Genomic DNA, 23,094 nt, shown 5'->3' with positions numbered 1-23,094 from the left:
CGTTGTGCGCCCGGCCAGCGCCCGGCCGGGTCAGGCGACAGGGACGACGAGTGCGGGAACGGTCCGTTGCATCCGGAGGGCGTCCACCGATTCGGCGAGCAGCTCGTACTCGGTGGTCTCGTCGCTGATGGCGATCTGCACCAGCCGGCCGGCCGCCAACTCGTAGGCGACCTGCTCCTGATGCCCGACGTCACGTGCCCAGGTGCGTAACGCCTTGGGCACGTCCGGCGCGGTGTCGGCGACCGGTACCAGCGCGCCCCGGGGGAAGCGCGGGTTCTCCGGCTGCGGGTCGAGCCGGTCGGCCATCCACACCGCGCGGTCCCGTAACCACCACAGGGCGAGCGCCAGTGTGGGAGCGCGGTAGGTGCCCAAAGGCACACCGACGCGCTGTCCGCCGCAGGTACCGTACGCGGTGACATGGCACAGGAATTCGTCGTGCACGATCACTCCCCCGTCGCGTGTCTCGAATGCCGGTCGGGCCTCGCTTTCCATGCGGCTCTGGCTGGCGGCTCGGGTGGCTCAGGTGGTGCGCACGATGGCGGATTCGCATCGTGAATTAGTGCTCTAGCAGACGAGTATGTTCACTCCTGAAACACTGTCACCACGACTTTTTAGCCAGTCTGTTGGCATATTCACCGCCCTCTTTGGCCGAAAAGCTTCGGGACCCCTTTCGCGGCGCTCTCCCGCCGCCATTACCCGCGGGGTAATCGACCCTCCGCGCGGACCTCGGCATGGTGGTACCACCGGGTCGGCACACAGCGGGATCCGGGCCCTGACCAGTACGAACGACCTCGCCGGAGGCTGATTCACCATGTCGGAGAACACCGATCGCCACGAGAACGCCGTCGCCCGCTACTTCGAGGCCTGGAACGCGGGCGAGCCGGAGGCACGTGCGAAGGCGGTGGCCGCCGCCTGGTCCGTCGAGGGTACTTACACCGACCCGTTGGCGACAGTCACCGGCCACACGGAGATCGCGGCGCTGATCGCCGGGGCGCACGCGCAGTTCCCGGGCTTCGCCTTCCGCCCCCTCGGGGCCGTCGACGGCCACCACGACACCGCGCGGTTCGCCTGGGAACTGGTGAGCGAGACCGACGGCTCGGCACCCGTCGCCGGCTTCGACGTCATCACCCTGGACGCGGACGACCGCATCCGTTCCGTGCTCGGTTTCCTCGACCGGGTGCCCGGCGGGCCCACCGGGTGACCGTACGGCGAAGGTGGCGCGGAACATCGCGGCGGCCCGCGCCCACGCCTCCACCCGCCAGGGGTGGAGGCGCGCCGATCCGGAGCCGGCCCAACGCCCCCGGGAGGCCGGCGAGCGGCCTACCGCTTGACGATCGCGTCGATGCGGGCCAGTTCCTCGGCGTCGAAGTCCAGGTTGCGGGTGGCCGCCACGCTGTCCTCGATCTGCTGCGCGCTGCTCGCACCGACCAGCGCCGAGGTGACCCGGCCGCCGCGCAGCACCCACGCCAGGGCGAGCTGGGCGAGGGTCTGGCCGCGTCCCTTGGCGATGTCGTCGAGGGCGCGGAGCTGGCCGACCAGGTCCTCGGTGACCGCGTCCGAGTTCAGGAACGGGCTGTCGCTCGCCGCCCGGGAACCCTCCGGGATGCCGTCGAGGTAGCGGGAGCTGAGCAGCCCCTGCTCCAGCGGGGAGAACACGATGGAGCCGACCTGGAGTTCGTCGAGGGCGTCGAGCAGGCCCTCGTCCTCGGGGCGCCGGTCGAGCATCGAGTAGCGCGGCTGGTGGATGAGCAGCGGGGTGCCCAGCTCGCCGAGGATGCGGGCGGCCTCCCGGGTCTGCTCCGCCGAGTAGTTGGAGATGCCGACGTAGAGCGCCTTGCCCTGCTGGACCGCGGAGTGCAGGGCGCCCATCGTCTCCTCCAGGGGAGTCTCCGGGTCGGGGCGGTGCGAGTAGAAGATGTCGACGTAGTCCAGGCCCATGCGGTTCAGGCTCTGGTCGAGCGAGGACAGCAGGTACTTGCGGGAACCCCACTCGCCGTAGGGGCCGGGCCACATCAGATAGCCGGCCTTGGTGGAGATGACCAGCTCGTCGCGGTACGACCCGAAGTCCGCCTTCAGCGCCTCGCCGAGGGCGGACTCGGCGGCGCCGGGCGGCGGGCCGTAGTTGTTGGCGAGGTCGAAGTGGGTGACGCCGAGGTCGAAGGCGCGGCGCAGGATGGCGCGCTGGGTGTCGACCGGGCGGTCGGGCCCGAAGTTGTGCCACAGGCCGAGCGAGATCGCGGGGAGCTTCAGACCGCTGCGGCCGGTGCGCCGGTAGGGCAGGTCCGCGTAGCGGTCGGGGTGTGCGGTGTACAACGCGACTCCAGAGGGGTTGGCACACGGGATACGGGTTCCAGAGAACCGTCGTCCACTCTGTCCGACCTGCGGGCAGTGGTCCAACAGAAGAATCCGATGGAATTCAGCGGTTACGCTTCTCAATCATGGAGCTGCGTCATCTTCAGCATTTCATCGCTGTCGCCGAGGACCACCACTTCACCCGGGCGGCCGAGCGGCTGATGGTGTCCCAGTCCGGGCTGTCGGCGTCGATCCGCGCCCTGGAGCGGGAGTTGCAGACCCCGCTGTTCGTGCGCACCACCCGCCGGGTCACGCTCACGGAGGCGGGCCGGGCACTGCTGGGCGAGGCGGAACGCATCCTCGCACAGGTGCGGTCGGCGCACGAGGCGGTGGCCGCGGTGCAGGGCGTGCTGCGCGGCACGCTCTCGCTGGGCACCGAGCAGTGCATCGCCGGAGTGCATGTGGCCGGGCTGCTCGCCGCGTTCCGGCGCAGGCACCCGGATGTGGAGATCCGGCTGCGGCAGGCGGGTTCCGGGGCGCTCGCGGAGGAGGTCGCGGCCGGGCGCCTCGACCTGGCCTTCGCCTACCGCACCCAGGCGGACACCGACCAGCTGCGCTCGGTGTCCCTGACCAGCGAGCCGATGACCGTGCTGTGCCATCCCAGCCACCGGCTCGCCCGGATCGGCGCGGCGGTCACTCCGGACGACCTCGGCGGTGAGGTCTTCGTCGACTTCCACCCGGACTGGGCCTCGCGCCGCACCACGGACGCCGCCTTCGCCGAGGCGGGCGTACGGCGGACCGTCGCACTGGAGGTCAACGACGTGCACAGCCTCCTCGACCTGGTCGACGAGAACCTGGGCGTGGCCGTCGTCCCCAGGCACTTCCGCCACAAGCGCGAGGCGCTCACCGCGCTCTCCCTGAAGGGGCCCGGCGACGAGGTCTACGAGACGGTGGCCCTGCTCCCGCCCCCGCAGGCCACCAGTCCGGCGGCCCGCGCCCTGATGACCCTGCTCGAAACCGGGACTCCGGCCGCATGAGCGAAGGCGATGCGCGATGGTGGTCGTATGCATGCCAACGACATCCTCATTGACGCGTTCGGACGCGTCCAGGAAGAAGTCCATGCCGCCCTCGACGGCCTGACCCCGGACCAGCTGCACGCGCGCGTGGGCGCCGACGCCAACTCGATCGCCTGGCTGGTCTGGCATCTCACCCGCATCCAGGACGACCATGTCGCCGACGCCGGCGGCCTCGACCAGGTGTGGCTGACCCAGGGCTGGGAGAAGCGCTTCGGACTAGATCTGCCGCCCCGGGACCACGGATACGGCCACACCTCCGCGCAGGTCGCCAAGGTGCGCGTCGAGTCGGCCGGACAGCTGACCGGGTACTACGACGCCGTCCACGAGCAGACCCTGACGTATCTGCGCGGGCTGGTCCCGGAGGACTACGAGCGGATCGTGGACGAGAGCTGGGACCCGCCGGTCAGTCTGGGCGTGCGGCTGGTCAGCGTCCTGTCCGACGACCTGGAGCACGTCGGACAGGCGCAGTACGTGCGGGGGCTGCTTCAGAGCGCGGCGGCGTAGCCCGGCAGGACGACGTCCTCGATGAGGGCCTTGCGCTCGTCGTACGGGATGAACGCGCTCTTGAGGGCGTTGACCGTGACCGTGCGCAGGTCCTCGACGCTCCAGCCCGCCTCCTCGACCAGGAGGGACATCTCGCGCGTCATCGTCGTACCGGACACCAGTCGGTTGTCGGTGTTCAGGGTGACGCGGAAACCGAGGTCCTTCAGGGCGGTGATGGGGTGCTCGGCGATCGAAGTGGCCGCGCCCGTCTGGAGGTTGGAGGTCGGGCACATCTCCAGGGCGATCCGGCGGTCGCGGACCCAGCCCGCGAGGCGGCCGAGCTTGCCGGTCGCGAGGTCGGGGATGTCCTCGGTGATGCGGACGCCGTGCCCGATGCGCTGGGCGCCGCACACCTGGAGGGCCTGGTGGATGCTGGGCAGTCCGTGCGCCTCACCGGCGTGGATGGTGAACGGGACGCTCTCGCGCCGCAGGTGCTCGAAGGCGGCGAGGTGGTCGGCGGGCGGGAAGCCGTCCTCGGCACCGGCGATGTCGAAGCCGACGACACCGGCGTCCCGGAAGGCCACCGCGAGGTCCGCGGCCTCGGCGACCCGGTCGAACATCCGCATCCCGCACAGCAGCGTCCGCACCTGGACCGGGGTCCCGGCCGCGGCGGCCTTGGCCATACCGGCCGCGAGCCCTTCCTGGACGGTCTCCACGACCTCGGCGAGCGCGAGTCCGCCGTCGGTGTTCAGCTCGGGGGCGTAGCGCACCTCTCCGTAGACGACACCGTCGGCGGCGAGGTCGAGGACGTACTCCTCGGCCGCGCGCAGCAGTCCCTCGCGGTTCTGGAGCACGGCGAGGGTGTGCTCGAAGGTGGCGATGTAGCGCACCAGGTCACCGGAGTCGGCGGCGTCGACGTACCAGGCGGCGAGTTCGTCGGGGTCGGTGGTGGGCAGGGTGTGCCCGACCGTCTCCGCGAGTTCCACCAGGGTGGCGGGGCGCAGGGCGCCGTCGAGGTGGTCGTGCAGCACGGCCTTGGGGAGCCGGCTGAGGGTGTCGGCGTCTATGCGCGTAGATGACATGTGCGGTCGTTCCTCGGTCGTGGTGCGGTGAGCGGGCGGGACGGGAGCTGCGGGAGGTCAGGCGGCGGGCTGGAGCAGGTCCCAGCGGTTGCCGTACAGGTCCTGGAAGACGGCGACGGAACCGTACGGCTCGTGGCGCGGCTCCTCCAGGAAGGTCACGCCGGCGGCCAGCATGCGGGCGTGGTCGCGGGCGAAGTCGTCGGTGTGCAGGAAGAAGCCCACGCGTCCGCCCGTCTGGTCACCGACCCGGCCGCGCTGTTCCTCGCCCTTGGCGCGGGCGAGCAGCAGGCCGGTCGCGAAACCGTCCGGGCCGGGCGGCGCGACGACGACCCAGCGGGAGCCGTCGGGGCGGGGCGCGTCCTCGACGAGACGGAAGCCGAGGGCCTCGGTGTAGAAGCGGATCGCCTCGTCGTAGTCGTCGACGACGAGGGTGACCAGGGCGATACGGCTCATCGGGGGGCTCTCCGCGCGGTTCCGTCCAGAGGGATGTTGACAGGCGAGGTTATACGTAAAACGTGGCCCGCGCCAGTCGCCCGCGGGACCCGCCCCTCACCGGGCCGCCTCGCCCTGCGCCACCTCCACCCGGTGGTGGACGTCGATCATCGAGGCGGCGGAGGCGGCGAAGGAGAGCGCCGCGCAGGCGATCAGCAGGGCGGCGAGTCCGCAGGCGGCGGTGCGGCGGCTGCCGTGCGGGGCGGCGAGGAGGGCCTTGACGCGCTGCGGGACCGGGCCGGTCGTGGCGCCGGGGACGAAGTCGGGGCGCCGGGAGCGGGCCGGCTGTCCGGCGAGGGCCGCGCGGGCGATGGCGCGGGCGATCAGGCGCCGGTCGCCGACGACGGTGGCGGCGGCCTCGTCGGCCGCGCGCTCGGCGGCGAGCCGGATGGCGTCACGGACCGGGCCGAGCGCGGGGTGGCAGCGGGCGGCGAGTTCGGCGGCGACGAGGAAGTAGTGGTGGCCGCCCGCGTTGTGCGCCCGCTCGTGCGCGAACAGCGCCTCGCGCTCGGCGGCGTCGAGGCTGCGCAGCATCCCGGTGGTGACGACGATGCGGTGCGGTCGGCCGGGCAGGGCGTACGCGTCCGGGTGCGGGGAGTCGAGCACGCACAGGTCACCCGCGACGGGCCCGCGTCCCGCCTGCGCGCGGGCGGCGCGGAAGCCGCGGGACTGGCGCAGCGCCCACCGGGTCAGCGCCCCGGCGCATCCGGCGAGGGCGGCGGCGGACAGCACGGCCGCCGGCGGGACGAGAGCGCCGTAGGAGGTGCGCAGTGGGTGGATCAGCTCGCCGAGGGCCGCGAACGGCGGGAGTCGGAGCAGGCCGGTGAGGACGAACGCGCCGAGGGCGGCGAGGGTGCAGCCGGCCGCGATCAGCGCGGAGCCGGTGAGCAGCCACAGCGCGGTGCCGGGTTCGAGCCGGTCCAGGGCGCGCCGGGCCATGGGGCGCAGCGCGAACGGCAGGACGAGCGGGAGGAGCAGGAGGGCGGTCATCGCTCACCGGATTCCCGGGCTCGCTCGCCCGACCTCACTGTTCACCGGATTCGAGCAGGTCGCGCAGCACGCGCTCGTCGTCGGGGCTGAGCTGGGCCACGAAGCGGGCGAGGACCGTCTCCCGGTCGCCGTCCCGGTCGAGTTCGGTGTGCATGCGGCGGGCGGTGAGGCCCTGGGCGTCCTGGACCGGGAAGTAGGCGTAGCCGCGGCCCCAGCGCAGGCGGTCGACGACACCCTTGTCGTGCAGCCGGGTCAGGATCGTCGTCACGGTGGTGCGGGCCAGGCCCGTGCCGAGGCTGAGCTGCACCTCACCCGGGGTCTGCGGGTCACCTGCGGCCCAGAGGGCGGCCATGACGGTGGCCTCCAGCTCACCCGCCGGTCGGCGTTCGTCCTTCGCGTCGGCCATGGGAACGATCCTCACCCCGTCCTCGTCCGCCGTCCGGCGGCAGACTGTCTACAGAAGTGTAGTCGTCAAGGCGCCGTGCGGTCACCGCACTCCTGTACCCATTCCCGCGCGCCGGGCGGGAGACGGGCGGCAGCGATCTCCTGGGGCCGCCGCCCCGCCGCCTCGGTCCGCGGTCCTACGACCCCGGCCCGAGGCGCCGCGCGGGCACCGCCGGTAGCGTCCCGGGCCATGAGGATCACCGGGCCGCCGCGCGGCCCCGAGCAGCGCAGGCGTGACGTACTGGCGCGGCTGGAACGGGAGTCGGACATCTGGGTGGCCTCGGCGGACGCCGGCGGACTGCCTTGCCTGGTCCCGCTGTGGTTCGTGTGGGACGGGCTGGCCGTCTGGCTGTGCACCCGGCCCACGAACCCCACGGGCCGCAATCTGCGCGACGGCCGGCGGACCCGGCTGGCCCTCCCGGACTCCCGGGACGTCGTGCTCGTCGACGGCGAGGCCACGGCCTTCACCGCCGAGGACGTCCCGGCCGCCGCTGCCGACGCCTTCGGCACGAAGTACGGCTGGGATCCCCGCGAGGAGCGCGCGCCCTACGCCTTCTTCCGGGTACGGCCGCTCGCGGTCCAGGCGTGGCACGAGGTGCGGGAGCTGCCGCAGCGCCATCTCATGCGGGACGGCGCCTGGCTGGTGTGAGCCCCGAGGCACGGGCCCCGGCTCGGGCTCCGGCTCCGGTTCCGGCTCAACCGGCCTTGCGGTGCAGTGTGTTGAGCCGGTCCAGTTCGTCGTCGGTCAGGCGGATCGCGCCGGCCGCCACGTTCTCGGCGAGGTGGTCGGGGTTGCCGGTGCCGGGGATGGCGAGGACGTGCGGCCCCTGGGCCAGGGTCCACGCCAGGCGGATCTGGGCGGGGCTGGTGCCGTGCGCCTCCGCGACGGCCAGGACCTCGTCGTCGTGGGCGGTGGTCGCGCTTCTCGCGCCGCCCGCGCCCGCGATGGCGAAGAACGGCACGAACGCGATGCCCTGCTCGCCGCAGATCCGCAGCATCTCCTCGGTCCCGGCCTGGTACGAGTCGAGTGCGAACCGGTTCTGCACACTCACCACCGGGGCGATCCGCTGCGCCTCGGCGAGGTGCCGCGACTCGACGTCGGAGAGCGCGAGGTGGCGGATCAGGCCCTCCTCCTGGAGTTCGGCGAGCGCGCCGAAGTGTTCGGCGATCGAGTCCTGCCCCATCCGGCGCAGATGGACCACGTCGAGCCGGTCGCGCCCGAGCTGGCGCAGGTTCTCCTCGACATGGCCGCGCAGGTCGTCGGGGCGTGCCGCGTTGCCCCACTCCCCCGAGTAGGTGCGGAAGGGGCCGACCTTCGTGGCGATCACGAGGTCGTCCGGGTAGGGGGCGAGCGCGGTGTTGATGAGTTCGTTGGCCGACCGGAGCGACGAGAAGTAGAAGGCGGCCGTGTCGATGTGGTTGACACCGAGTTCGACCGCCTCGCGCAGTACGGCGATCGAGCGGTCCCGGTCGCTCGGCGTGCCGAGGTCGAAGGCGGCGCTGCCCGTCAGCCGCATCGCGCCGAAGCCGAGGCGGTTGACGGTCAGGTCGCCGAGTTTCCAGGTGCCCGCCGCCGCGGCGGTGATCTTCGCTGAGGTCATCAGCGGAGTTTCGCACACACGCGCGGCGCGGCCACCGGCACTTTACGGATACGTGTAGGTGTTCAGGGCGGCGACGGCCGCGGCGGGGTTGCCGAGGTCGTAGCGGTCCACGGCGAGGAAGTTGGGCTTCTTGCGGGCGGCCGGCTGGCAGAACCGCTGGGCCCGGTCGAGGACCTTGGTGTTGTCGGTCTGCGCGGTGCCGGCGACGGCGGCGTCCCGGAAGTGGTTCATGACGAACAGCGGGCGGAACCCCGAATAGGTCTGGGTGAGCGGGACGTTGAGGTCGCTGCCGTACCAGCGGCTGTAGCAGGACCAGTCGGAGGAGCCGACGCCGGAGCCCATGGACCAGTAGTTCTCGACGGTCCACTCGCGCTGGTACATGACGCCGAAGCTGTCCCGGGTGAGTCCGGCGGACTGGTCGGAGGCCCGGCTGTGGTCGGTGAAGATCAGCAGGCGCTGGTCGGCGGCGATCAGGTCGGCCAGCTTCGGCCAGCCGTTCTGCTTCACGCCGGTCCGGTCGGGGCGGTACAGCACGTCGTACAGGCCGTTGACCCGGGCGAGTTCGGCGCGCAGGACGGTCGGGGCGACGTAGTCCTCAAGGAAGACGGTGACGAACTGGTCGGTGTGCGCCTTGAGGAAGTCCACGATGCGCTGGAGGTCGACGTTGAGGGCGACCGGGCTGCTGACCAGGGTGCAGCTGTCGTGGCAGAGGATCGCGCCGTCGGAGGTCTGGTGGATGTCCAGCATGAACCCCCGTACGCCGTCGGAGAGTTGCTGGTTGATGCCGCGGGCCTGGTTGGGGAAGAAGTTCACGAAGGGCGGGGCGAAGCCGCCGTCGACGCCGTTGGCGTAGGCGTTGTGCGCGGTGAGGAACGTGACCTGGTCCAGGGTGCGTTGGTCCTGGGCGGGGATCGGTGCGGTGGGCGAGGTGACCGGGGTCAGGTACCAGGAGGCGAGAGTGCCGGCGGAGCCGATGGCGAGCTGGGCCGGGTAGTTGGCTCCGGAGGGCTTGGCGGCCACGGTCAAGTAGCTTGCCGCGCCCGGGACTTGCAGCGTGTACTGGTCGCCGCCGGTCGCGTTGACCTGCCAGGCGGCGTCGGCGCTCGTGCAGGCGACGGTTCTCGCCTGGGCGCCCGAGCGGCCCAGACAGCTGCCCGCGGTGTCGGTGCTCTCCAGGACGTACGAGGATCCGCTGGTCCGAAGGGTCCACTGCTGGTGGTCCTCGTTGCCCTTGGGGTTGTGCTGTTCCACCGCTCCCCCCTTGTCGGCCGCGTTGAGCCCGGTGGTGGCGCTCTGGACGTAGTAGGTGCCGGGGGCCGGGACGGCGTCGGCGGCGCCGGCCGGTGGCGCGAGAAGCGTCGTGGCGAGTGCCGCGGTGACGGCGAGCAGGGCGTGGGGGGTTCGCATGGGTGCCCTTCGGATGAAGTGCCGCGTGGTCAGGGTCATGACACCGGAAAGGTGATCGGGCCACACCCAAGCGCCTTTGGTCTCGACCGGTCAAGAGGGAAGCACGGTCGGCTGGATGAACGGCGCGGGACCGGTCACGGTCGGCGCGCTCCGCGCAACTCCCGCCAGGCCGTGTAGTGGTCGACGAGGGTCTCCTCCAACGGCCGGTAGTGGATGCCCAGTTCCTCCACTCCGCGCCGGTTGTCCACGGTGAACCTGATCCCGAGGTGCTTGCGGATGTAGTCCTGGGTGAGCCCGAACGCGGGCCCCAGGATGCGCACCGGCCAGTGCGGGAGGCCGTGCCGGGGCAGCCGGTACGCGCGCGGGAAGCGCTGCCGCAGGGCGCGTGACATGTCGAGGAAGGACGCCATCCGGGCCGCCGCGACGATGTAACGGCCGTGCGCGTCGGGGCGTTCGGCCGCCGCGATGTGCGCGCTCGCCACGTCCCGCACGTCGGCGACGGTGAAGCTGAAGTCGGGTGCCCCGTAGAAGAAGTAGCCCTTGAAGAGTTCGTCGAGGAGGAAGAGGCTGCCGGAGTCGGAGGCCGGGGTCAGTGAAGGCCCCAGGATCAGGCCGGGGTTGAGGCTGACCATGCGCCAGCGGTCCTGCGCGTGGGCCGCGTCCCAGGCGGCGCGTTCGGCCACGGTCTTGGCGTAGTGGTACGGGTTGTTCTCGACCGTGCTGGTGGTGTTGACGTAGTCCTCGGAGAGGATCTGGTCCTTCATCTCCCGTACGTCGGCGTAGTCCCCGAAGATCGCGCCGACCGTCGAGGTGAACACCAACTTCTCGACGGTGGGGGTGCGTTCGATGCCGGCGAGGACGTTCCGGGTGCCGGTGAGCGCGGGTTCGACGACGTCCTTGCGGCCGTCCTTGATCCTCTCCGGCATCAGGAACGGCGAGGCGACGTGGAAGACGACCCGGCAGCCCCGCATCGCCGTGTCGAAGGAGCCCGCCGCGAGCAGATCGGCCTCGAACAGCTCAAGGGCGCCCGGGAACCGGCTCTCCATGGCGCGCAGCGGCGCGACCTTCGCCTCGTTGCCCAGCGACCGCACGGTGGTGCGCACCCGGTAGCCGCGCTCCAGCAGTTGCCGCACCAGATGGCTGCCGACGAATCCGCTCCCGCCGGTCACCAACACCGTCTCGCCGCCGACACTCATCCCTGGCTCCGATCACCCGTGGCGTCCAGCGCGCACGCTACAACGGTGATCGGTCCCGGGTCAGCGCTTCGGCCGCCGCGACCGTCAACTCCCGCTTCCCGTATAGGCGGCCGTGGTCCGGTCGGCGGACGCGCGGGCCACCGTCTCGTCCTCGCCGCTGTCGACATTGGCCGCGTACCAGGCCTCGCTGCTCAGGGTGACGAAGCGGCGGCCCTCCTCGGACGCCAGCCAGGCCATGGCGTCCTCGGGCTTCACGGGACGCGCGCCGGACAGGTCGCCGTCGAGTCCCAGCAGGATCGAGTCCCAGCCCACGCCCACCGCGCCGGGTCCGAACTCGGCCCACTTGGTGTCGTCGACATGGGCGATGTGCTCCAGCTCGAAGCGCGTCCCGTCGCCCTCGGGCGTCAACCGCAGCTCGATCCAGCTGACTTCGCCGCCGAACTCCCAGGTCGCGAAGAACCCGCGGGGCGGGTCGCAGCGCTCGACGGTGCCGCCCGCATTGCCCTGCAACTGGTAGGTGCCACCGACCCGCAGGTCGCCGGTGACCGGCAGGAACCAGCGCTGGATGCGCTCGGGATCGGTACAGGCGTCCCAGACGTCCTCGGGCGGCGAGTCGTAGGTCCGGCCGATGGTGATCACGCGGGCCTCGCCCGCCCGGAAGTCGCGGCGGCCGACGCGGCGGCTCACGGAGTCGATCTGGTGGGTCACGTCGATCATGGGGTGCTCCTCGGGGTGTCCTCGCCGTTCTCACTACGCCGGCGCTCACGCCTGCCCCGGGCCAACTCGGTTGCCAGGGCGTCCAGATGCGGGGTCCAGTAGCGGCGGAACCGGTCGAGCCAGGCGTCGATGTCCCGCAGCGGCTCGGAGTTCACGGCGTACAGACGGCGGGTGCCGTCCGGTCGAACCGTCGCGAAGCCGCTCTCCCGCAGCACCTTCAGATGCTGGGAGACCGCAGGCTGCGATATCCCGAACTCGCGCCGGACGGCGTCGCCGACCGTCCCGGCGGGCTGCTCGCCCTCGGCGAGCAGTTCCAGGATGCGGCGGCGCACGGGGTCCGCGAGCACATCGAAAGCGTGCATGGACAGCAAAATATCACCTGCCGCTTATATAAGCGACAGGTGATAGATGGGCCGGGCGGTCAGGCGAGCGGCTTCTCCAGGAGGGCCTTGCGGTGGCTGAACGTCTCGATGGAATAGCGGCCGTGGTAATTGCCCATGCCGCTCTCCCCGACACCGCCGAACGGCAGGTCGGAGACGGTGAGATGGGCGAGCGGGAGGCCGTAGCCGACGGCGCCGGAGGAGGTCTCGGCGGCGATCCGGGCGCGGGTGCCGTCGGAGTCGGTGAAGACGTAGAGGGCCAGGGGCTTGTCGCGGTCGTTGATGAAGTCGATCGCCGCGTCGAGGCCGGGGACGGTGACGATCGGCAGGATCGGGCCGAAGATCTCCTCGGCCATGACGGGCGCCCCGGGATCGACGTCGGCGAGGACGGTCGGCGCGATGTACTTGTCGCCGCGGTCGCTGCGCCCGCCGACCACCACCCGGCCGGAGTCGAGCAGTCCGGCGAGCCGGTCGAAGTGGCGTTCGTTGACGATCCGGCCGTACTCGCCGGAGGTCTGCGGGTCGGCGCCGTAGACCTTCTCGACGGCGGTCGCCAGCAGGGGTTCGAGCGCGGCGGCGGTCTCCGGGTCGGTCAGCACATAGTCGGGGGCGACGCAGGTCTGGCCGGCGTTGAGGAACTTGCCGCGGGCCAACCGGTCGGCGACGACGGCGAGATCGGCGTCGCGGTCGACGAACGCCGGTGACTTGCCGCCGAGTTCGAGGGCGACCGGGGTCAAGTGCTCGGCGGCGGCGCGCAGCACGATGCGGCCGACCGTGCCGTTCCCGGTGTAGAAGATGTGGTCGAAGCGCTCGGCGAGCAGGGCCGTGGTCTCGGGGATGCCGCCCTCGACGACGGCGACCGCGTCGGTGTCGAGGTAGGCGGGCACCAGCCGGGCGAGGGCGGCGGAGGTGGCCGGGGCCAGTTCGCTGGGCTTGAGGACCACCGCGTCGCCCGAGGCCAGCGCGCCGACGACCGGGGTCAGCAGGAGCTGCACCGGGTAGTTCCAGGGGGCGATCACGAGGACGACGCCGAGCGGGTCGTACTGCGTCCAGGCGGTGGCGTCGGTGCCGAGGTGGGCCGGTACGGGGGCGGATTCGGGGCGCAGCCACGCGTCGAGGTGGTCGAGGGTGTGGTCGATCTCGCGGATCGTGAAGCCGATCTCGGTGCGCTGGGCCTCGGCGGCGCTCTTGCCGAGGTCGGCGCGCAGGGCCGCGGCGAGCTCGTCGCCGTGCTCGGTGAGCAGGTCGCGGAGGCGGTGCAGCTGCGCGGTGCGCCACTCGACGGGCTTGGTGCGGCCGGTGCGGAAGGTGGCGCGCAGCCGGGCGACGATGTCGGCGGGCTGCTCGGGGCTGGACTCGTTCACGGTGCCTCGCTGCTGGTGCGTGGGGTTCTCTACGGTCAGGTGTATATAGCAACCATTCTTGCACCGGGAGATATTCCGGTGGGGCCATGGTCACCCCGCGCGTGACCGCTGTCACATCCGTACGAGTTCCCGGCGGCGGCGTTCCAGGTAACCGCGCTCCGCCGCGCTCTCGGTGCGGGCGAGGGCCGCCTCGTACGCCGCCACGGCCTCCGTGCGGCGGCCCAGGCGGCGCAGCAGATCGGCGCGTACCGCGTGCAGCACGTGGTAGTCGTCGAGGTCCAGCGCGTCCACCAGGTCGAGGGCCGGCCGGGCGCCGTCGACCTCGGCGACGGCCACGGCCCGGTTGAGAGCGACGACCGGGCTCGGCGCGAGGGCCATGAGCCGGTCGTAGAGCTGGAGGATCTGGCTCCAGTCCGTGGCGTCCGCGGTCGGCGCGTCGCTGTGCACGGCGTTGATGGCGGCCTGGATCTGGTAGGGCCCGGGGTTGTTGCGCCGCAGGCACCGCCGGACGAGTGACTGGCCGTCGGCGATCAGCTCGTGGTCCCACCGGTCGCGGTCCTGCTCGGGCAGCGGCACCAGCTCGCCGTGCGGGCCCTCCCGGGCGGCCCGGCGCGACTCGACCAGCAGCATCAGGGCAAGCAGCCCGGTGACCTCGGGCTCGTCCGGCATCAGCTCGGACAGCAGGCAGCCCAGGCGCAGGGCTTCGGCGCACAGGTCGGGCGAACCGGTGTAGCCCTCGTTGAAGATCAGGTAGACGACGGCCAGGACACCTCCCAGCCGGTCGGGAAGGTCGGCGTCGCGGGGCACCCGGTAGGGGATCCGGGCGTCGCGGATCTTGGCCTTGGCGCGGACGAGCCGCTGCGCCATCGTCGGTTCGGGGACCAGGAAGGCGTGGGCGATCCGGGCGGTGGTGAGCCCGCCGAGCAGGCGCAGGGTGAGCGCGACCTGCGCCTGGGGGGAGAGCGCCGGGTGGCAGCAGGTGAAGATCAGGCGGAGCCGGTCGTCGCGCACGGGTCCCTCCTCGGGAGGCGCGTCGGACGCGTACAGCAGGGCGGCCTCGGTGTGCCGGGCCTCCCGCGAGGACTCCCGGCGCAGCCGGTCGATCGCGCGGTTGCGGGCGGTCGTGATGATCCACCCGGCCGGGCTCGGCGGCACTCCGGACTCCGGCCATTTCCGTACGGCCGCGGTGAAGGCGTCCTGGACCGCCTCCTCAGCGAGGTCGATGTCGCCGAGGAGACGGACCAGGACGGAGACCGCGCGTCCGTACTCGGTGCGGAAGACGGCCTCGATATCGGTGTCGAACGCCATCAGTCCTCGGACGTGTTCATGAACGGGCGCACCTCGACGGGCAGGGTGGTGGCCCAGGTCGCCCGCCTGCCCCACTCCAGGGCCGCGTCCAGATCGGCCGCCTTGATCAGGCAGAGTCCGCCCAGGTACTCCTTGCCCTCGGCGTACGGGCCGTCCGTGATCAGGACGTCGCCGCCCTCGGGGCGCAGCACGGTGGCCGTCTCCGGGCCGTGCAGGCCCCCGGCGAAGACCCAGGCACCGGCGGCCTGGAGTTCGTCGTGGAAGATCTCCAGCTTGCGCCTGATCTCCGCCATCTCCTCGTCCGAGGGCGGCTGTCCGTCGGTCGGCGTGATCACGCTGAGCAGGTAGTGCTGCATGGTGTCCTCCATGGCGCAGGGGGTGGTCGGAGTCCCTAGGGGGAGCTCTCACCTCCTACACGAACGCGATGTCCCCGGATCGACACCGCGCCTCAGGAAACCGGCAGGATTTTCTCCGCGGCGCCGTCCGCGGCCCCTTCGGCGGCCCCCTCGGCATGTTCCTCGGCAGGCTCCCCGGCGGGCTCCTGGTCGAGGACCGCCGTGAGCCGCGCGAGCAGTCGTACGAGGTCGCCGTGGTCGTCGATCGCGTCCAGCAGCCGGGTCTGGTCGGCCAGGAGGCGGTGGGCGGCGCGCTGGTGGAGGGCGCGGCCCCGGGCGGTGAGGTGGAGCAGGACGCGGCGGCGGTCGGCGCTGTCGGGGCGGCGGTGGACGAGGTTGTCGGCGACCATCCGGTCCACCAGCTTGGTCAGGCTCGGCGCGGGCATCAGGACCTGCTCGGCGATCTCGGTCATCGGATGACCCTTGCCGTCCGCGATGATCGACAAGACCCGCCACCGCTCGACCGGGCAGTTCTCCTCGGCCAGCACGGCGGCCATGCGCCGGCCCAGGCGCCGCTCGGCGTGGGCGAGCAGATGGGCGAGGCCCGGCGACGGTACGGACGACATTGCCGCTGTCCTTCCGGTAGGTCTACTGTGCGGTTCAGATTACGAGCCTCTGCGAGGGCGCCGGGGCCGGGACCGGTTTCCGTGCCCTCATGCCCTCACGGAGGTGGTCTGGTGCGTTCCCTGCCGCCCGGGCGGATCAGCGGCCCGGTCAGGACTCTGGTCGTGGCACTGGTGGTGCCGCTGCGCGGTCCCGCGGGTGTCTTCGGACCGTCCTGCGAACTGGCCGCGCAGCTCGCCGTGGAGGAACTCAACGCCGTCGGTGGGGTGTTGGGCCGCGAGGTCCGGCTGATCGTGGTGGACGGCGGCGCCCCGGCGGAGCAGGTGGCCGCCGAGGTCGAGGTGCTGGTGGCGATGCGCGCGGTCGACGCGGTGGTCGGCTGGCACACCTCGGCGGTCCGCAAGGCACTGGTGCCGCGTATCGCGGGCCGGGTGCCGTACGTCTACACCGCGCAGTACGAGGGCGGCGAGCGCACCCCCGGCGTGTTCCTGACCGGTGAGACCGACGCGGCCCAACTGCTGCCCGCCATGCGCCTGTTGGCGGAGGAGACGGGCGCGCGCCGCTGGTGCACGGTCGGCAACGACTACGTCTGGCCGCGCGTCACCGCACGGGCCGCGCGCCGCTACGCCCGGGAGTGCGGCGGCCGGGTGCGCGACGAGGTCTTCGTCCCGCTGGGCACCTACGAGTTCGGGCCGGTCCTGCGCCGGGTCGAGCGGTGCGAGGCGGACGCCGTGCTGATGCTGCTGGTCGGGGACGACGCGGCGCGCTTCAACAGGGCGTTCGCCGCCCACGGGTTGCATCAGCGGTGTCTGCGGCTGAGCACGCACATGGACGAGAACATCCTGCTGGCCACCGGCGCGGAGGCCACCGAGGGACTGTGGGCGGCGGCCGGCTACTTCGAGACCCTGGCCACCGCCGAAAGCCTTGATTTCAGCGGGCGTTACGCGGCCCGGTTCGGCGTGGAGGCACCCGTCGTGGGCAGCCTCGGCGAGTCGTGCTTCGAAGGCGTACGACTGCTGGCGGCACTGGCCGAACGGGCCCGGTCGCTCGATGTGGGCGCCATGTGCGCGGTGGGCGGCACGGTCTCGTACGAGGGCCCCAGAGGCGTACTGCGCCTGCACGGCAATCACCTCCGCCAACGGCTGTATCTGGCGCGGGCGGACGCCTTCGACTTCGACATCGTCGCCCAACTCTGACCTCCCCCACCTGCCAGGACCGAGACTACCTTCCTCCAGGAATAGTTTCTACAGGAAGCATTGATTAAATCTACGCGCGTCGCCAATAGAATTTTGAAAGCTCGCTCATTTAAAGCGTGCGAAACGGCCGGGAAACAATTCGGCGTGACTCTTCCGTCCAACTCCCCCGGGCCGTCCGGGAGATGACCCACACCCGTGGAAGAGGGAAGTGTCGTGACGGAGATCGTCGACAAAGAGGCGCCGGCAACGGCCGCCGGGCGGACCTACAACGACTGGGCGCAGAACGACACACTGGAGGACTACTCGCTGCGCTACGCGCCGAAGTCCTTCCGGCGCTGGACGCCGTACGTGGTGGCCACCACCGCGCTCGGCGGCATCGCGTACCTCGCCGACTTCGCCATCGGCGGCTCGATCGCGATCTCGAACGGCTTCTCCAGCGCCATGGTGGCGATCCTGGCGGCGGCGGTGACGATCTTCCTCACCGGCATCCCGATCTCGTACTACTCGGCCAAGTACTCGATCGACATGGACCTGTTGACCCGGGGCGCGGGCTTCGGCTACCTCGGCTCGACCCTCACGTCGGTCATCTACGCCAGCTTCACCTTCATCTTCTTCGCCCTCGAAGGCTCGATCATGGCCCAGGCACTCGACCTGGGCCTCCACATCCCGCTGGCCGTCGGCTACTTGATCTGCTCGCTGATCATCCTGCCGCTGGTGATCTACGGCATGACCGCGCTCTCCAAGATGCAGGTGTGGACGCAGCCGGTGTGGCTCGTGCTGATGGTCGCGCCGTTCGTGTCCATCGCGATCCAGGAGCCCGGCAAGTTCTCGCAGTTCACCCACTTCGCGGGCAACTCCCCCACCGGCTCCGGCATCAGCATGCTCGGCGTCGGCGCGGGCGCCGGCGTGGCCCTGTCGCTGATCGCGCAGATCGGCGAGCAGGTCGACTATCTGCGCTTCATGCCCGACAAGACCCCGCAGAACGCCAAGAAGTGGTGGGGCGCGGTACTCTCCGCCGGACCCGGCTGGGTCGTCCTCGGCGCGGCGAAGCAGATCGGCGGAGCCTTCCTCGCCTTCTACATCGCCGGCAGCGTGGGCCTGGCCAAGGCCAACGAGCCCATCCAGCAGTACGTGCACGGCTTCAAGACCTTCGCCGCTCCGGTCGCCCTCGGCCTGGCCACGTTCTTCGTGATCCTCTCCCAGATAAAGATCAACTCGACGAACGCGTACTCCGGTTCGCTGTCCTGGTCGAACTTCTTCTCGCGGCTGACCCACCGTCACCCGGGCCGCGTGGTCTACATCTTCCTCAACGTCGGCATCGCGCTGGCCCTGATGGAGGGCGGTGTCTTCGGCTTCCTCAACACGGTCCTCGGCTTCTACTCCAACGTGGCCATCGCCTGGATCGGCGCAGTCGTCGCCGACCTCGTCATCAACAAGCCCCTGAAGCTGAGCCCTTCGTACATCGAGTTCAAGCGCGCCCACCTGTACAACTTCAACCCGGTCGGCTTCGGCTCGATGCTCATCGCCTCGGCCGTCTCCATCGCCGCGTACTTCGAGGCCTTCGGCGACTACGGCAAGGCGTACTCGCCCTTCATCGCCCTGTTCCTGGCGATGGTCCTCTCGCCCCTGTTCGCGGTCCTCACCAAGGGCAAGTACTACATCGCCCGCCTCGACGACCTGGCGGAGCCGCTGCTCGGCCCCGACGGGCTGCCCTCGGCCGTGGAGCTGACCTGCGCGGTCTGCGCGACGGCCTTCGAGCGCCCCGACGTCGCCAACTGCCCCTTCCACGAAGGCGCGATCTGCTCCCTGTGCTGCAGCCTGGACAAGGACTGCCACGACTCGTGCAAGACCGGCCCCGGCGCCACCGGCCCGGTCGATCTCGCGATGCCCGCCGTCCGCTCGGCGGACTGACCCCCCGCGTCCCACCCCGTCCCCACCGCTCCGGCCCGTGTCCCGCGACACGGGCCGGAGCGTCGCGCGTGACCGGGCCCGCCGATCGGCAGAATCACCCCCATGACCTCCCACGATCTCCTCACCCGCGCCCGACTGCTGGCCGACGACCTCCTCGCCCCGCACGCCGAACAGGTCGACCAGGAGGGCGTCCCGGCGAGCCACATCGAGGCGATCAAGAGCTCCGGTCTCCTGGGCGTGAGCGCCCCCGTGTCCTACGGCGGCTCGGCGGCACCCGGCGCGGTGGCGCGGGAGACGGCGGAGATCCTGGCCGGGGCGTGCTGCTCCACGTGGTTCGTGCAGACACAGCACCACACGCCCGTGATGACCCTGGCGAAGAGCGAACTGCCGGTGCGGGAGAGCCTGTTGGGCCCGCTCTCGCGCGGCGAGCTGATGTCCGGGGTGGCCTACGCGCATCTGCGGGCGTATCCGCGCGTGCCGGTGCGGGTGACGCGGGAGCGCGCCGGTTGGCGGTTCGAGGGGACTGTGCCCTGGTACACGGGCTGGGGCCTGAACGACGTGATGCTGCTCGCGGGGGTGACGGACGCGGACGAGGCGCTGTTCGCGTTCACGGAGGCACGGGAGCAGGCGGGGCTGCGGGCCTCGGCCCCGATGCGGCTGGCGGCCCTCACCGCGTCCCGGACGGTGTCGCTGGAGCTGAAGGGCCTGTGGCTCCCCGAGGAGGCGGTGGCCCTGCGGGTGCCGTACGCGCGGTGGGCGAAGGACGACCGCCCGAAGCCGACGAACGCGTCACCGGCGGTGTTCGGAGTCGCGGCGGCGGCGCTCGCCCTGCTCGACGACGACACCGCCGACCCGCTCCGCGCCCGCCTCGACGAGGTACGCGCACAGGCCTACGCCCTGGCCGAACACCCCGTACCGCACGCGTACTTGGCCGAACGACTGGCCCTCAGGACACAGGCCTACGAGGTGCTGATGAAGACCACGACGGCGGCCGTGGTGGCCGGCGGCGGCCGATCCCTGTCCTTGACGAGCAGGGCCCAACGCCTTGCGAGGGAGGCCCTGTTCCTGCTGGTCCAGGGCCAGACCGCGGAGTCGAGGGCGGCCCACTTGCAGGCCCTGGCCGCCTCGTAGTCCGCTCGCCCCCCGTCACGACGCGACACCGATCGTGACCGCGGATCGCTCAGCTCGCGAACGGCACCTGTGCGCCCGCGGACCTCCGCTCGCCGGCCGGGTGCCGCCAGATTCCCTCCGCGGCCAACCTCGGCAGCACGCCCTCGCCGAACCAGTACGCCTCCTCCAGGTGCGGATACCCCGACAGCACGAACTCCTCGATCCCCAGCGCCGCGTACTCCTTGATCCGCTCGGCGACCTCCTCGTGGCTGCCGACCAGGGCCGTTCCCGCGCCGCCCCGGACCAGGCCGATCCCGGCCCACAGGTTGGGGTGGATCTCCAGTCCGTCCCGGCCGCCCCCGTGCAGGGCCAGCATCCGCTGCTGTCCCTCGGACTCGCTGCGCGCGAGCCCGGCCTGCACGGACTTCACGGTCTCGGAGTCGAACCCTTCGAGCAGCCGGTTCGCCTCGGCCCAGGCTTCCGCCGAGGTGTCACGGGTGATGACATGCAGCCGGATACCGAAGCGCAGCGTCCGCCCCTGCTTCGCCGCCAGACCCCTGATCCAGGCGATCTTCTCGGCGACCTGGGCCGGCGGCTCGCCCCAAGTGAGGTACACGTCCACGTACTTGGCCGCGATCTCGCCCGCGATCGGCGACGATCCCCCGAAATAGACCTCGGGCACCGGCTCCGGCAGCCGCGCCAGTTTCGCGTCCTCGACCCGCAGGTGCTCACCGGCCAGGTCGACGGTCTTGCCGTCCCACAACTGCCGGACGATCTCCAGGAACTCGCCGGTACGGCGGTAGCGGTCGTCCTTGTCGAGGAAGTCCCCGTAGGCCCGCTGCTCGTGGCTCTCGCCACCGGTGACGACGTTGAGCAACAGCCGTCCGCCGGACTGGCGTTGGAACGTGGACGCCATCTGGGCGGCGAGCGTCGGGGAGACGAAGCCGGGCCGGAAGGCGACCAGGAACTTCAGCCGCTCGGTGTGCTGGCTGACCATCGCGGTGGTCAGCCACGCGTCCTCGCACCAGGCGCCGGTGGGCGTGAGGGCGCCCACGAACCCCAGGTCCTCGGCCGCGCGGGCGATCTGGCTCAGATAGGCGACCGTCGGCGGCCGGTCCCGTCCGGAGGCGGTGGCGGGGGTGCCGTGACCGCCGCCGACGACATGGCGGCTGTCCCCGTTGGTGGGGAGGAACCAGTGGAAGGTGAGGGACACGTGGGGTTCTCCGATCGATCCGGACTGTCCTGAAGGCGGGTCAAAGGCGGGGCGAGGGCGGTTCAGAGGAGGCCGTGGCGGGGCGGCCTGGTGCCGCCCAGCACGTATCTGCCGATGTGCTGGATCTTCCAGCGCGCCGGGTCGTGCAGCGTGTGGGTGCGGGCGTCGCGCCAATGGCGGTGCAGGTTCAGTGAGTTGAGCGCCGAGCGGGTGCCCGACACCTCGAAGAGGGCGCCCGCGACCTCCACGGCCGTCTGCGCCGCGTGCACCTTGGCCGCCGCCACCGCGATGGAGGCCTCGGCCGCCGAGTCGTCGGTCAGGCCGGCGCGTGCCGCGTCCACGGTCCGGGCCGCCTGGATCAGCAGGGCCTCGGACGCCCTGGTCAGGACGGCGAGTTCACCGAAGCGCTGGATCAGCAGCGGGTCCTCGGCGGCGGTCTCCCGTCCGCTCTCGAACCACGGACGGCTCTTCGTGCGGACGAACTCGGCCGCTTCGGCGAGCGCTCCCCCGGCGATTCCGGCGTCGATGGCCGCGTGCAGCAACTGGGCCACGGCGCCGTGGAGTTGGGGGCCCTCGAAGGTGAGGTGGTGCGGCAGGACACGGTCCGCCGGGACGGGGACCGCCTCCAGCCGGACCGTGCCGCTGGCCGTGGTGCGCTGCCCCATTCCGTCCCAGTCGTCGACGACCGTGACCCCCTCGGCGTCGCTCGGGACGTAGGCGACATGCAGGTTGTCGTCCTCGGTCCGGGCGAGGACGGGGATCCAGTCGGCGAAGAGGGCCCCGGTGGAGTAGTGCTTGACGCCGGTCAGGAGGTACGAGCCGTCCGGCCGGCGGGTCAGCCGGGTGCGGATGTCCTGGACGTGCTTGGTGCCGGCCTCCGACTGGGCGTTGCCGAAACGGCGGCCCGCGAGCAGTTCGGCGAAGAAGAACTTCCGCTGCTCCTCGGTCCCCTGACGGCGGATCACATTGACGTAGGCGAAGTGGCTCTGCGGGATCTGGGCGAGACTGCCGTCCGCGGAGCCGAGCAGCCGGAAGATCTCGGCGAGGGTCCGCGCGCTCACGTCGGCGCCGCCGTACTCGGCGGGTACGGTGACGGCGAGCAGCCCGGACGCGGAGAGCCGGTCCAACTCGGCGCGCGGGAGCCTGCGTTCGGCGTCGCGGGCACAGGCCCCGGCACGGAACTCGTCGGCGAGCGCGGCGGCGAGGACGAGGGCCTCGGCGTCGTCGGCGATCACATGGGCGGTCCCGGGGCCGGGCTCGCGGGTGGGCTCGGGGGCGGTCATGGCGGTCAGCTCGCCGCCGCGAGCAGCGGGGTGCGGCCGAGGGCCGCCGAGAACTGGTCCACCACCTGGGTGAGGGCCTCGGAGGTGGCCGGGGCGACGGTGAGCGAGCCGTCGTCGTGGACGGTGATGTCCTTGTCGAGGGTGAACCAGCCCTGGACTATGTGCGCGGCACCCATGGAGTTGAGCACCGGGCGGAGCGCGTAGTCGATGGCCAGGACATGTGCGGTGGACCCGCCGGTGGCCAGCGGCAGCACGGTCTTGCCGGTGAGCGCGTACTGCGGGAGCAGGTCGAACAGCGCCTTGAGGACTCCGGAGTAGGAGGCCTTGTAGACGGGGGTGCCTACGACGACGCCGTCGGCGCGGGCGAACAGTTCGGTCGCCTCGACGATCGCCGGGTGGCGGAAGTCCGCGCCGAGCAGGGCCTCGGCGGGGACGGTGCGGACGTCGAGCGGGATCACCTCGTGTCCCTGGGCGATCAGCCGCTGGTCCAGGTGGCGCAGGAGCCGGTTGGTGCGGGAGGAGACGGAGGGGCTGCCGGAGACGGACAGGACGGTGGCCATGGGTCCTCTTTCGGGTCTGCTGCGGGGCGG

At 71.5% G+C, this 23,094-nt stretch carries 25 protein-coding genes; 7 read left to right on the top strand and 18 right to left on the bottom strand.

The genetic code is table 11. The features are described 5' to 3' along the window. Positions 1-30: 30 nt before the first annotated feature. The gene (locus tag ACIQPR_RS21010) at positions 31-441 is read right to left on the bottom strand and encodes a hypothetical protein (protein WP_026178618.1); all 411 of its coding nucleotides are present in this window, start codon (positions 439-441) and stop codon (positions 31-33) included. Positions 442-811: 370 nt separating this feature from the next. Here ACIQPR_RS21010 and ACIQPR_RS21005 point away from each other — a divergent pair, with 370 nt between their 5' ends. Continuing rightward, positions 812-1,201: a nuclear transport factor 2 family protein gene (locus ACIQPR_RS21005; RefSeq protein WP_403650450.1), complete on the top strand. Its 390-nt coding sequence runs from the start codon at positions 812-814 to the stop codon at positions 1,199-1,201. A gap of 119 nt (positions 1,202-1,320) precedes the next feature. Here the strand turns inward: ACIQPR_RS21005 and mgrA are convergent, their stop codons facing one another. Beyond that, on the bottom strand, positions 1,321-2,313 hold the full coding sequence (mgrA, locus tag ACIQPR_RS21000) for an L-glyceraldehyde 3-phosphate reductase (protein WP_403650448.1): 993 nt from the start codon (positions 2,311-2,313) through the stop codon (positions 1,321-1,323). A 125-nt stretch (positions 2,314-2,438) separates the two neighbouring features. Here mgrA and ACIQPR_RS20995 point away from each other — a divergent pair, with 125 nt between their 5' ends. Continuing rightward, positions 2,439-3,329, top strand: a complete 891-nt coding sequence (locus tag ACIQPR_RS20995) for a LysR substrate-binding domain-containing protein (RefSeq protein ID WP_403650446.1) — start codon at positions 2,439-2,441, stop codon at positions 3,327-3,329. Positions 3,330-3,356: 27 nt separating this feature from the next. Further along, positions 3,357-3,872, top strand: coding sequence for a DUF664 domain-containing protein (locus tag ACIQPR_RS20990; protein ID WP_403650444.1), 516 nt, complete (start codon positions 3,357-3,359; stop codon positions 3,870-3,872). Here the strand turns inward: ACIQPR_RS20990 and ACIQPR_RS20985 are convergent. The 4 genes from ACIQPR_RS20985 to ACIQPR_RS20970 all read right to left on the bottom strand — a co-directional run bounded on the left by ACIQPR_RS20985 (position 3,854) and on the right by ACIQPR_RS20970 (position 6,821). Further along, the gene (locus ACIQPR_RS20985; RefSeq protein ID WP_403650442.1) at positions 3,854-4,933 is read right to left on the bottom strand and encodes an adenosine deaminase; all 1,080 of its coding nucleotides are present in this window, start codon (positions 4,931-4,933) and stop codon (positions 3,854-3,856) included. The two genes, ACIQPR_RS20990 and ACIQPR_RS20985, sit on opposite strands and share 19 nt — an antisense overlap. 57 nt (positions 4,934-4,990) lie before the next feature. Next, a complete protein-coding gene (locus ACIQPR_RS20980) occupies positions 4,991-5,386 on the bottom strand; it encodes a VOC family protein (RefSeq protein WP_403650440.1) in 396 nt (131 codons plus the stop codon). 96 nt (positions 5,387-5,482) lie between these two features. Beyond that, positions 5,483-6,415, bottom strand: a complete 933-nt coding sequence (locus ACIQPR_RS20975; RefSeq protein WP_403650438.1) for a M48 family metalloprotease — start codon at positions 6,413-6,415, stop codon at positions 5,483-5,485. Positions 6,416-6,449: 34 nt separating this feature from the next. Continuing rightward, positions 6,450-6,821, bottom strand: a complete 372-nt coding sequence (locus ACIQPR_RS20970; protein ID WP_403650436.1) for a BlaI/MecI/CopY family transcriptional regulator — start codon at positions 6,819-6,821, stop codon at positions 6,450-6,452. Positions 6,822-7,049: 228 nt separating this feature from the next. Between ACIQPR_RS20970 and ACIQPR_RS20965 the strand changes: the two genes are divergently transcribed. Then, positions 7,050-7,508: a pyridoxamine 5'-phosphate oxidase family protein gene (locus ACIQPR_RS20965; protein WP_403650434.1), complete on the top strand. Its 459-nt coding sequence runs from the start codon at positions 7,050-7,052 to the stop codon at positions 7,506-7,508. Positions 7,509-7,554: 46 nt separating this feature from the next. Here ACIQPR_RS20965 and ACIQPR_RS20960 read toward each other — a convergent pair whose 3' ends face one another. The 9 genes from ACIQPR_RS20960 to ACIQPR_RS20920 form a co-directional block, all read right to left on the bottom strand. Beyond that, positions 7,555-8,460: an aldo/keto reductase gene (locus ACIQPR_RS20960; protein ID WP_403650433.1), complete on the bottom strand. Its 906-nt coding sequence runs from the start codon at positions 8,458-8,460 to the stop codon at positions 7,555-7,557. Between the two features lie 42 nt (positions 8,461-8,502). Next, on the bottom strand, positions 8,503-9,867 hold the full coding sequence (locus tag ACIQPR_RS20955) for a phospholipase (protein ID WP_403650432.1): 1,365 nt from the start codon (positions 9,865-9,867) through the stop codon (positions 8,503-8,505). Between the two features lie 134 nt (positions 9,868-10,001). Continuing rightward, entirely contained in the window at positions 10,002-11,063 is a 1,062-nt protein-coding gene (locus tag ACIQPR_RS20950) for an NAD-dependent epimerase/dehydratase family protein (RefSeq protein ID WP_403650430.1), read from the bottom strand. 84 nt (positions 11,064-11,147) lie between these two features. After that, on the bottom strand, positions 11,148-11,780 hold the full coding sequence (locus ACIQPR_RS20945) for an SRPBCC family protein (protein WP_403650428.1): 633 nt from the start codon (positions 11,778-11,780) through the stop codon (positions 11,148-11,150). After that, entirely contained in the window at positions 11,777-12,142 is a 366-nt protein-coding gene (locus ACIQPR_RS20940; protein WP_403650426.1) for an ArsR/SmtB family transcription factor, read from the bottom strand. The genes ACIQPR_RS20945 and ACIQPR_RS20940 overlap by 4 nt, the downstream gene beginning before the upstream one ends. Before the next feature lie 59 nt (positions 12,143-12,201). After that, positions 12,202-13,563 (bottom strand): aldehyde dehydrogenase family protein, encoded by a 1,362-nt coding sequence (locus ACIQPR_RS20935; protein WP_403650643.1) that lies wholly within the window; start codon positions 13,561-13,563, stop codon positions 12,202-12,204. A 72-nt stretch (positions 13,564-13,635) separates the two neighbouring features. After that, positions 13,636-14,832: an RNA polymerase sigma factor gene (locus ACIQPR_RS20930; protein WP_403650424.1), complete on the bottom strand. Its 1,197-nt coding sequence runs from the start codon at positions 14,830-14,832 to the stop codon at positions 13,636-13,638. Beyond that, entirely contained in the window at positions 14,832-15,188 is a 357-nt protein-coding gene (locus ACIQPR_RS20925; RefSeq protein ID WP_403650422.1) for a YciI family protein, read from the bottom strand. The genes ACIQPR_RS20930 and ACIQPR_RS20925 overlap by 1 nt, the downstream gene beginning before the upstream one ends. Positions 15,189-15,280: 92 nt before the next feature. After that, positions 15,281-15,793 (bottom strand): MarR family winged helix-turn-helix transcriptional regulator, encoded by a 513-nt coding sequence (locus ACIQPR_RS20920; RefSeq protein WP_403650420.1) that lies wholly within the window; start codon positions 15,791-15,793, stop codon positions 15,281-15,283. A gap of 111 nt (positions 15,794-15,904) precedes the next feature. Here ACIQPR_RS20920 and ACIQPR_RS20915 point away from each other — a divergent pair, with 111 nt between their 5' ends. The 3 genes from ACIQPR_RS20915 (at position 15,905) to ACIQPR_RS20905 (ending at position 20,029) form a co-directional block, all read left to right on the top strand. After that, complete coding sequence (locus ACIQPR_RS20915; RefSeq protein WP_403650418.1) at positions 15,905-16,987, top strand: substrate-binding domain-containing protein; 1,083 nt, start codon at positions 15,905-15,907, stop codon at positions 16,985-16,987. Positions 16,988-17,200: 213 nt separating this feature from the next. Continuing rightward, a complete protein-coding gene (locus tag ACIQPR_RS20910) occupies positions 17,201-18,898 on the top strand; it encodes a purine-cytosine permease family protein (protein WP_403650416.1) in 1,698 nt (565 codons plus the stop codon). Positions 18,899-19,000: 102 nt separating this feature from the next. After that, positions 19,001-20,029 carry an acyl-CoA dehydrogenase family protein gene (locus ACIQPR_RS20905; protein WP_403650414.1) on the top strand — a complete coding sequence of 343 codons (1,029 nt, stop codon included), beginning with the start codon at positions 19,001-19,003 and terminating at the stop codon, positions 20,027-20,029. A gap of 49 nt (positions 20,030-20,078) precedes the next feature. Here ACIQPR_RS20905 and ACIQPR_RS20900 read toward each other — a convergent pair whose 3' ends face one another. The 3 genes from ACIQPR_RS20900 to ssuE form a co-directional block, all read right to left on the bottom strand. After that, positions 20,079-21,221 carry an LLM class flavin-dependent oxidoreductase gene (locus tag ACIQPR_RS20900; RefSeq protein ID WP_403650412.1) on the bottom strand — a complete coding sequence of 381 codons (1,143 nt, stop codon included), beginning with the start codon at positions 21,219-21,221 and terminating at the stop codon, positions 20,079-20,081. A gap of 62 nt (positions 21,222-21,283) precedes the next feature. Next, positions 21,284-22,504: an SfnB family sulfur acquisition oxidoreductase gene (locus ACIQPR_RS20895; protein WP_403650410.1), complete on the bottom strand. Its 1,221-nt coding sequence runs from the start codon at positions 22,502-22,504 to the stop codon at positions 21,284-21,286. A gap of 5 nt (positions 22,505-22,509) precedes the next feature. After that, the gene (gene ssuE / locus ACIQPR_RS20890; protein ID WP_403650408.1) at positions 22,510-23,064 is read right to left on the bottom strand and encodes an NADPH-dependent FMN reductase; all 555 of its coding nucleotides are present in this window, start codon (positions 23,062-23,064) and stop codon (positions 22,510-22,512) included. Between the last annotated feature and the right edge of the window lie 30 nt (positions 23,065-23,094).

It is taken from the genome of Streptomyces sp. NPDC091280 (genome assembly GCF_044768565.1).
Classification (GTDB): Bacteria; Actinomycetota; Actinomycetes; order Streptomycetales; family Streptomycetaceae; genus Streptomyces.
The sequence above is the reverse complement of the archived record's forward strand: the minus strand, read 5'-3'. Positions and strand labels throughout refer to the sequence as shown.

Excerpts from the sequence above, each read along its gene's own strand:
- ACIQPR_RS21005 (WP_403650450.1), top strand. The coding sequence starts at position 812 with ATGTCGGAGAACACCGATCGCCACGAGAACGCCGTCGCCCGCTACTTC.
- ACIQPR_RS20995 (WP_403650446.1), top strand. The coding sequence starts at position 2,439 with ATGGAGCTGCGTCATCTTCAGCATTTCATCGCTGTCGCCGAGGACCAC.
- ACIQPR_RS20990 (WP_403650444.1), top strand. The coding sequence starts at position 3,357 with ATGCATGCCAACGACATCCTCATTGACGCGTTCGGACGCGTCCAGGAA.
- ACIQPR_RS20985 (WP_403650442.1), bottom strand. The coding sequence starts at position 4,933 with ATGTCATCTACGCGCATAGACGCCGACACCCTCAGCCGGCTCCCCAAG.
- ACIQPR_RS20980 (WP_403650440.1), bottom strand. The coding sequence starts at position 5,386 with ATGAGCCGTATCGCCCTGGTCACCCTCGTCGTCGACGACTACGACGAG.
- ACIQPR_RS20975 (WP_403650438.1), bottom strand. The coding sequence starts at position 6,415 with ATGACCGCCCTCCTGCTCCTCCCGCTCGTCCTGCCGTTCGCGCTGCGC.
- ACIQPR_RS20970 (WP_403650436.1), bottom strand. The coding sequence starts at position 6,821 with ATGGCCGACGCGAAGGACGAACGCCGACCGGCGGGTGAGCTGGAGGCC.
- ACIQPR_RS20965 (WP_403650434.1), top strand. The coding sequence starts at position 7,050 with ATGAGGATCACCGGGCCGCCGCGCGGCCCCGAGCAGCGCAGGCGTGAC.
- ACIQPR_RS20960 (WP_403650433.1), bottom strand. The coding sequence starts at position 8,460 with ATGACCTCAGCGAAGATCACCGCCGCGGCGGCGGGCACCTGGAAACTC.
- ACIQPR_RS20955 (WP_403650432.1), bottom strand. The coding sequence starts at position 9,867 with ATGCGAACCCCCCACGCCCTGCTCGCCGTCACCGCGGCACTCGCCACG.
- ACIQPR_RS20950 (WP_403650430.1), bottom strand. The coding sequence starts at position 11,063 with ATGAGTGTCGGCGGCGAGACGGTGTTGGTGACCGGCGGGAGCGGATTC.
- ACIQPR_RS20945 (WP_403650428.1), bottom strand. The coding sequence starts at position 11,780 with ATGATCGACGTGACCCACCAGATCGACTCCGTGAGCCGCCGCGTCGGC.
- ACIQPR_RS20940 (WP_403650426.1), bottom strand. The coding sequence starts at position 12,142 with ATGCACGCTTTCGATGTGCTCGCGGACCCCGTGCGCCGCCGCATCCTG.
- ACIQPR_RS20930 (WP_403650424.1), bottom strand. The coding sequence starts at position 14,832 with ATGGCGTTCGACACCGATATCGAGGCCGTCTTCCGCACCGAGTACGGA.
- ACIQPR_RS20925 (WP_403650422.1), bottom strand. The coding sequence starts at position 15,188 with ATGCAGCACTACCTGCTCAGCGTGATCACGCCGACCGACGGACAGCCG.
- ACIQPR_RS20920 (WP_403650420.1), bottom strand. The coding sequence starts at position 15,793 with ATGTCGTCCGTACCGTCGCCGGGCCTCGCCCATCTGCTCGCCCACGCC.
- ACIQPR_RS20905 (WP_403650414.1), top strand. The coding sequence starts at position 19,001 with ATGACCTCCCACGATCTCCTCACCCGCGCCCGACTGCTGGCCGACGAC.
- ACIQPR_RS20895 (WP_403650410.1), bottom strand. The coding sequence starts at position 22,504 with ATGACCGCCCCCGAGCCCACCCGCGAGCCCGGCCCCGGGACCGCCCAT.
- ssuE (WP_403650408.1), bottom strand. The coding sequence starts at position 23,064 with ATGGCCACCGTCCTGTCCGTCTCCGGCAGCCCCTCCGTCTCCTCCCGC.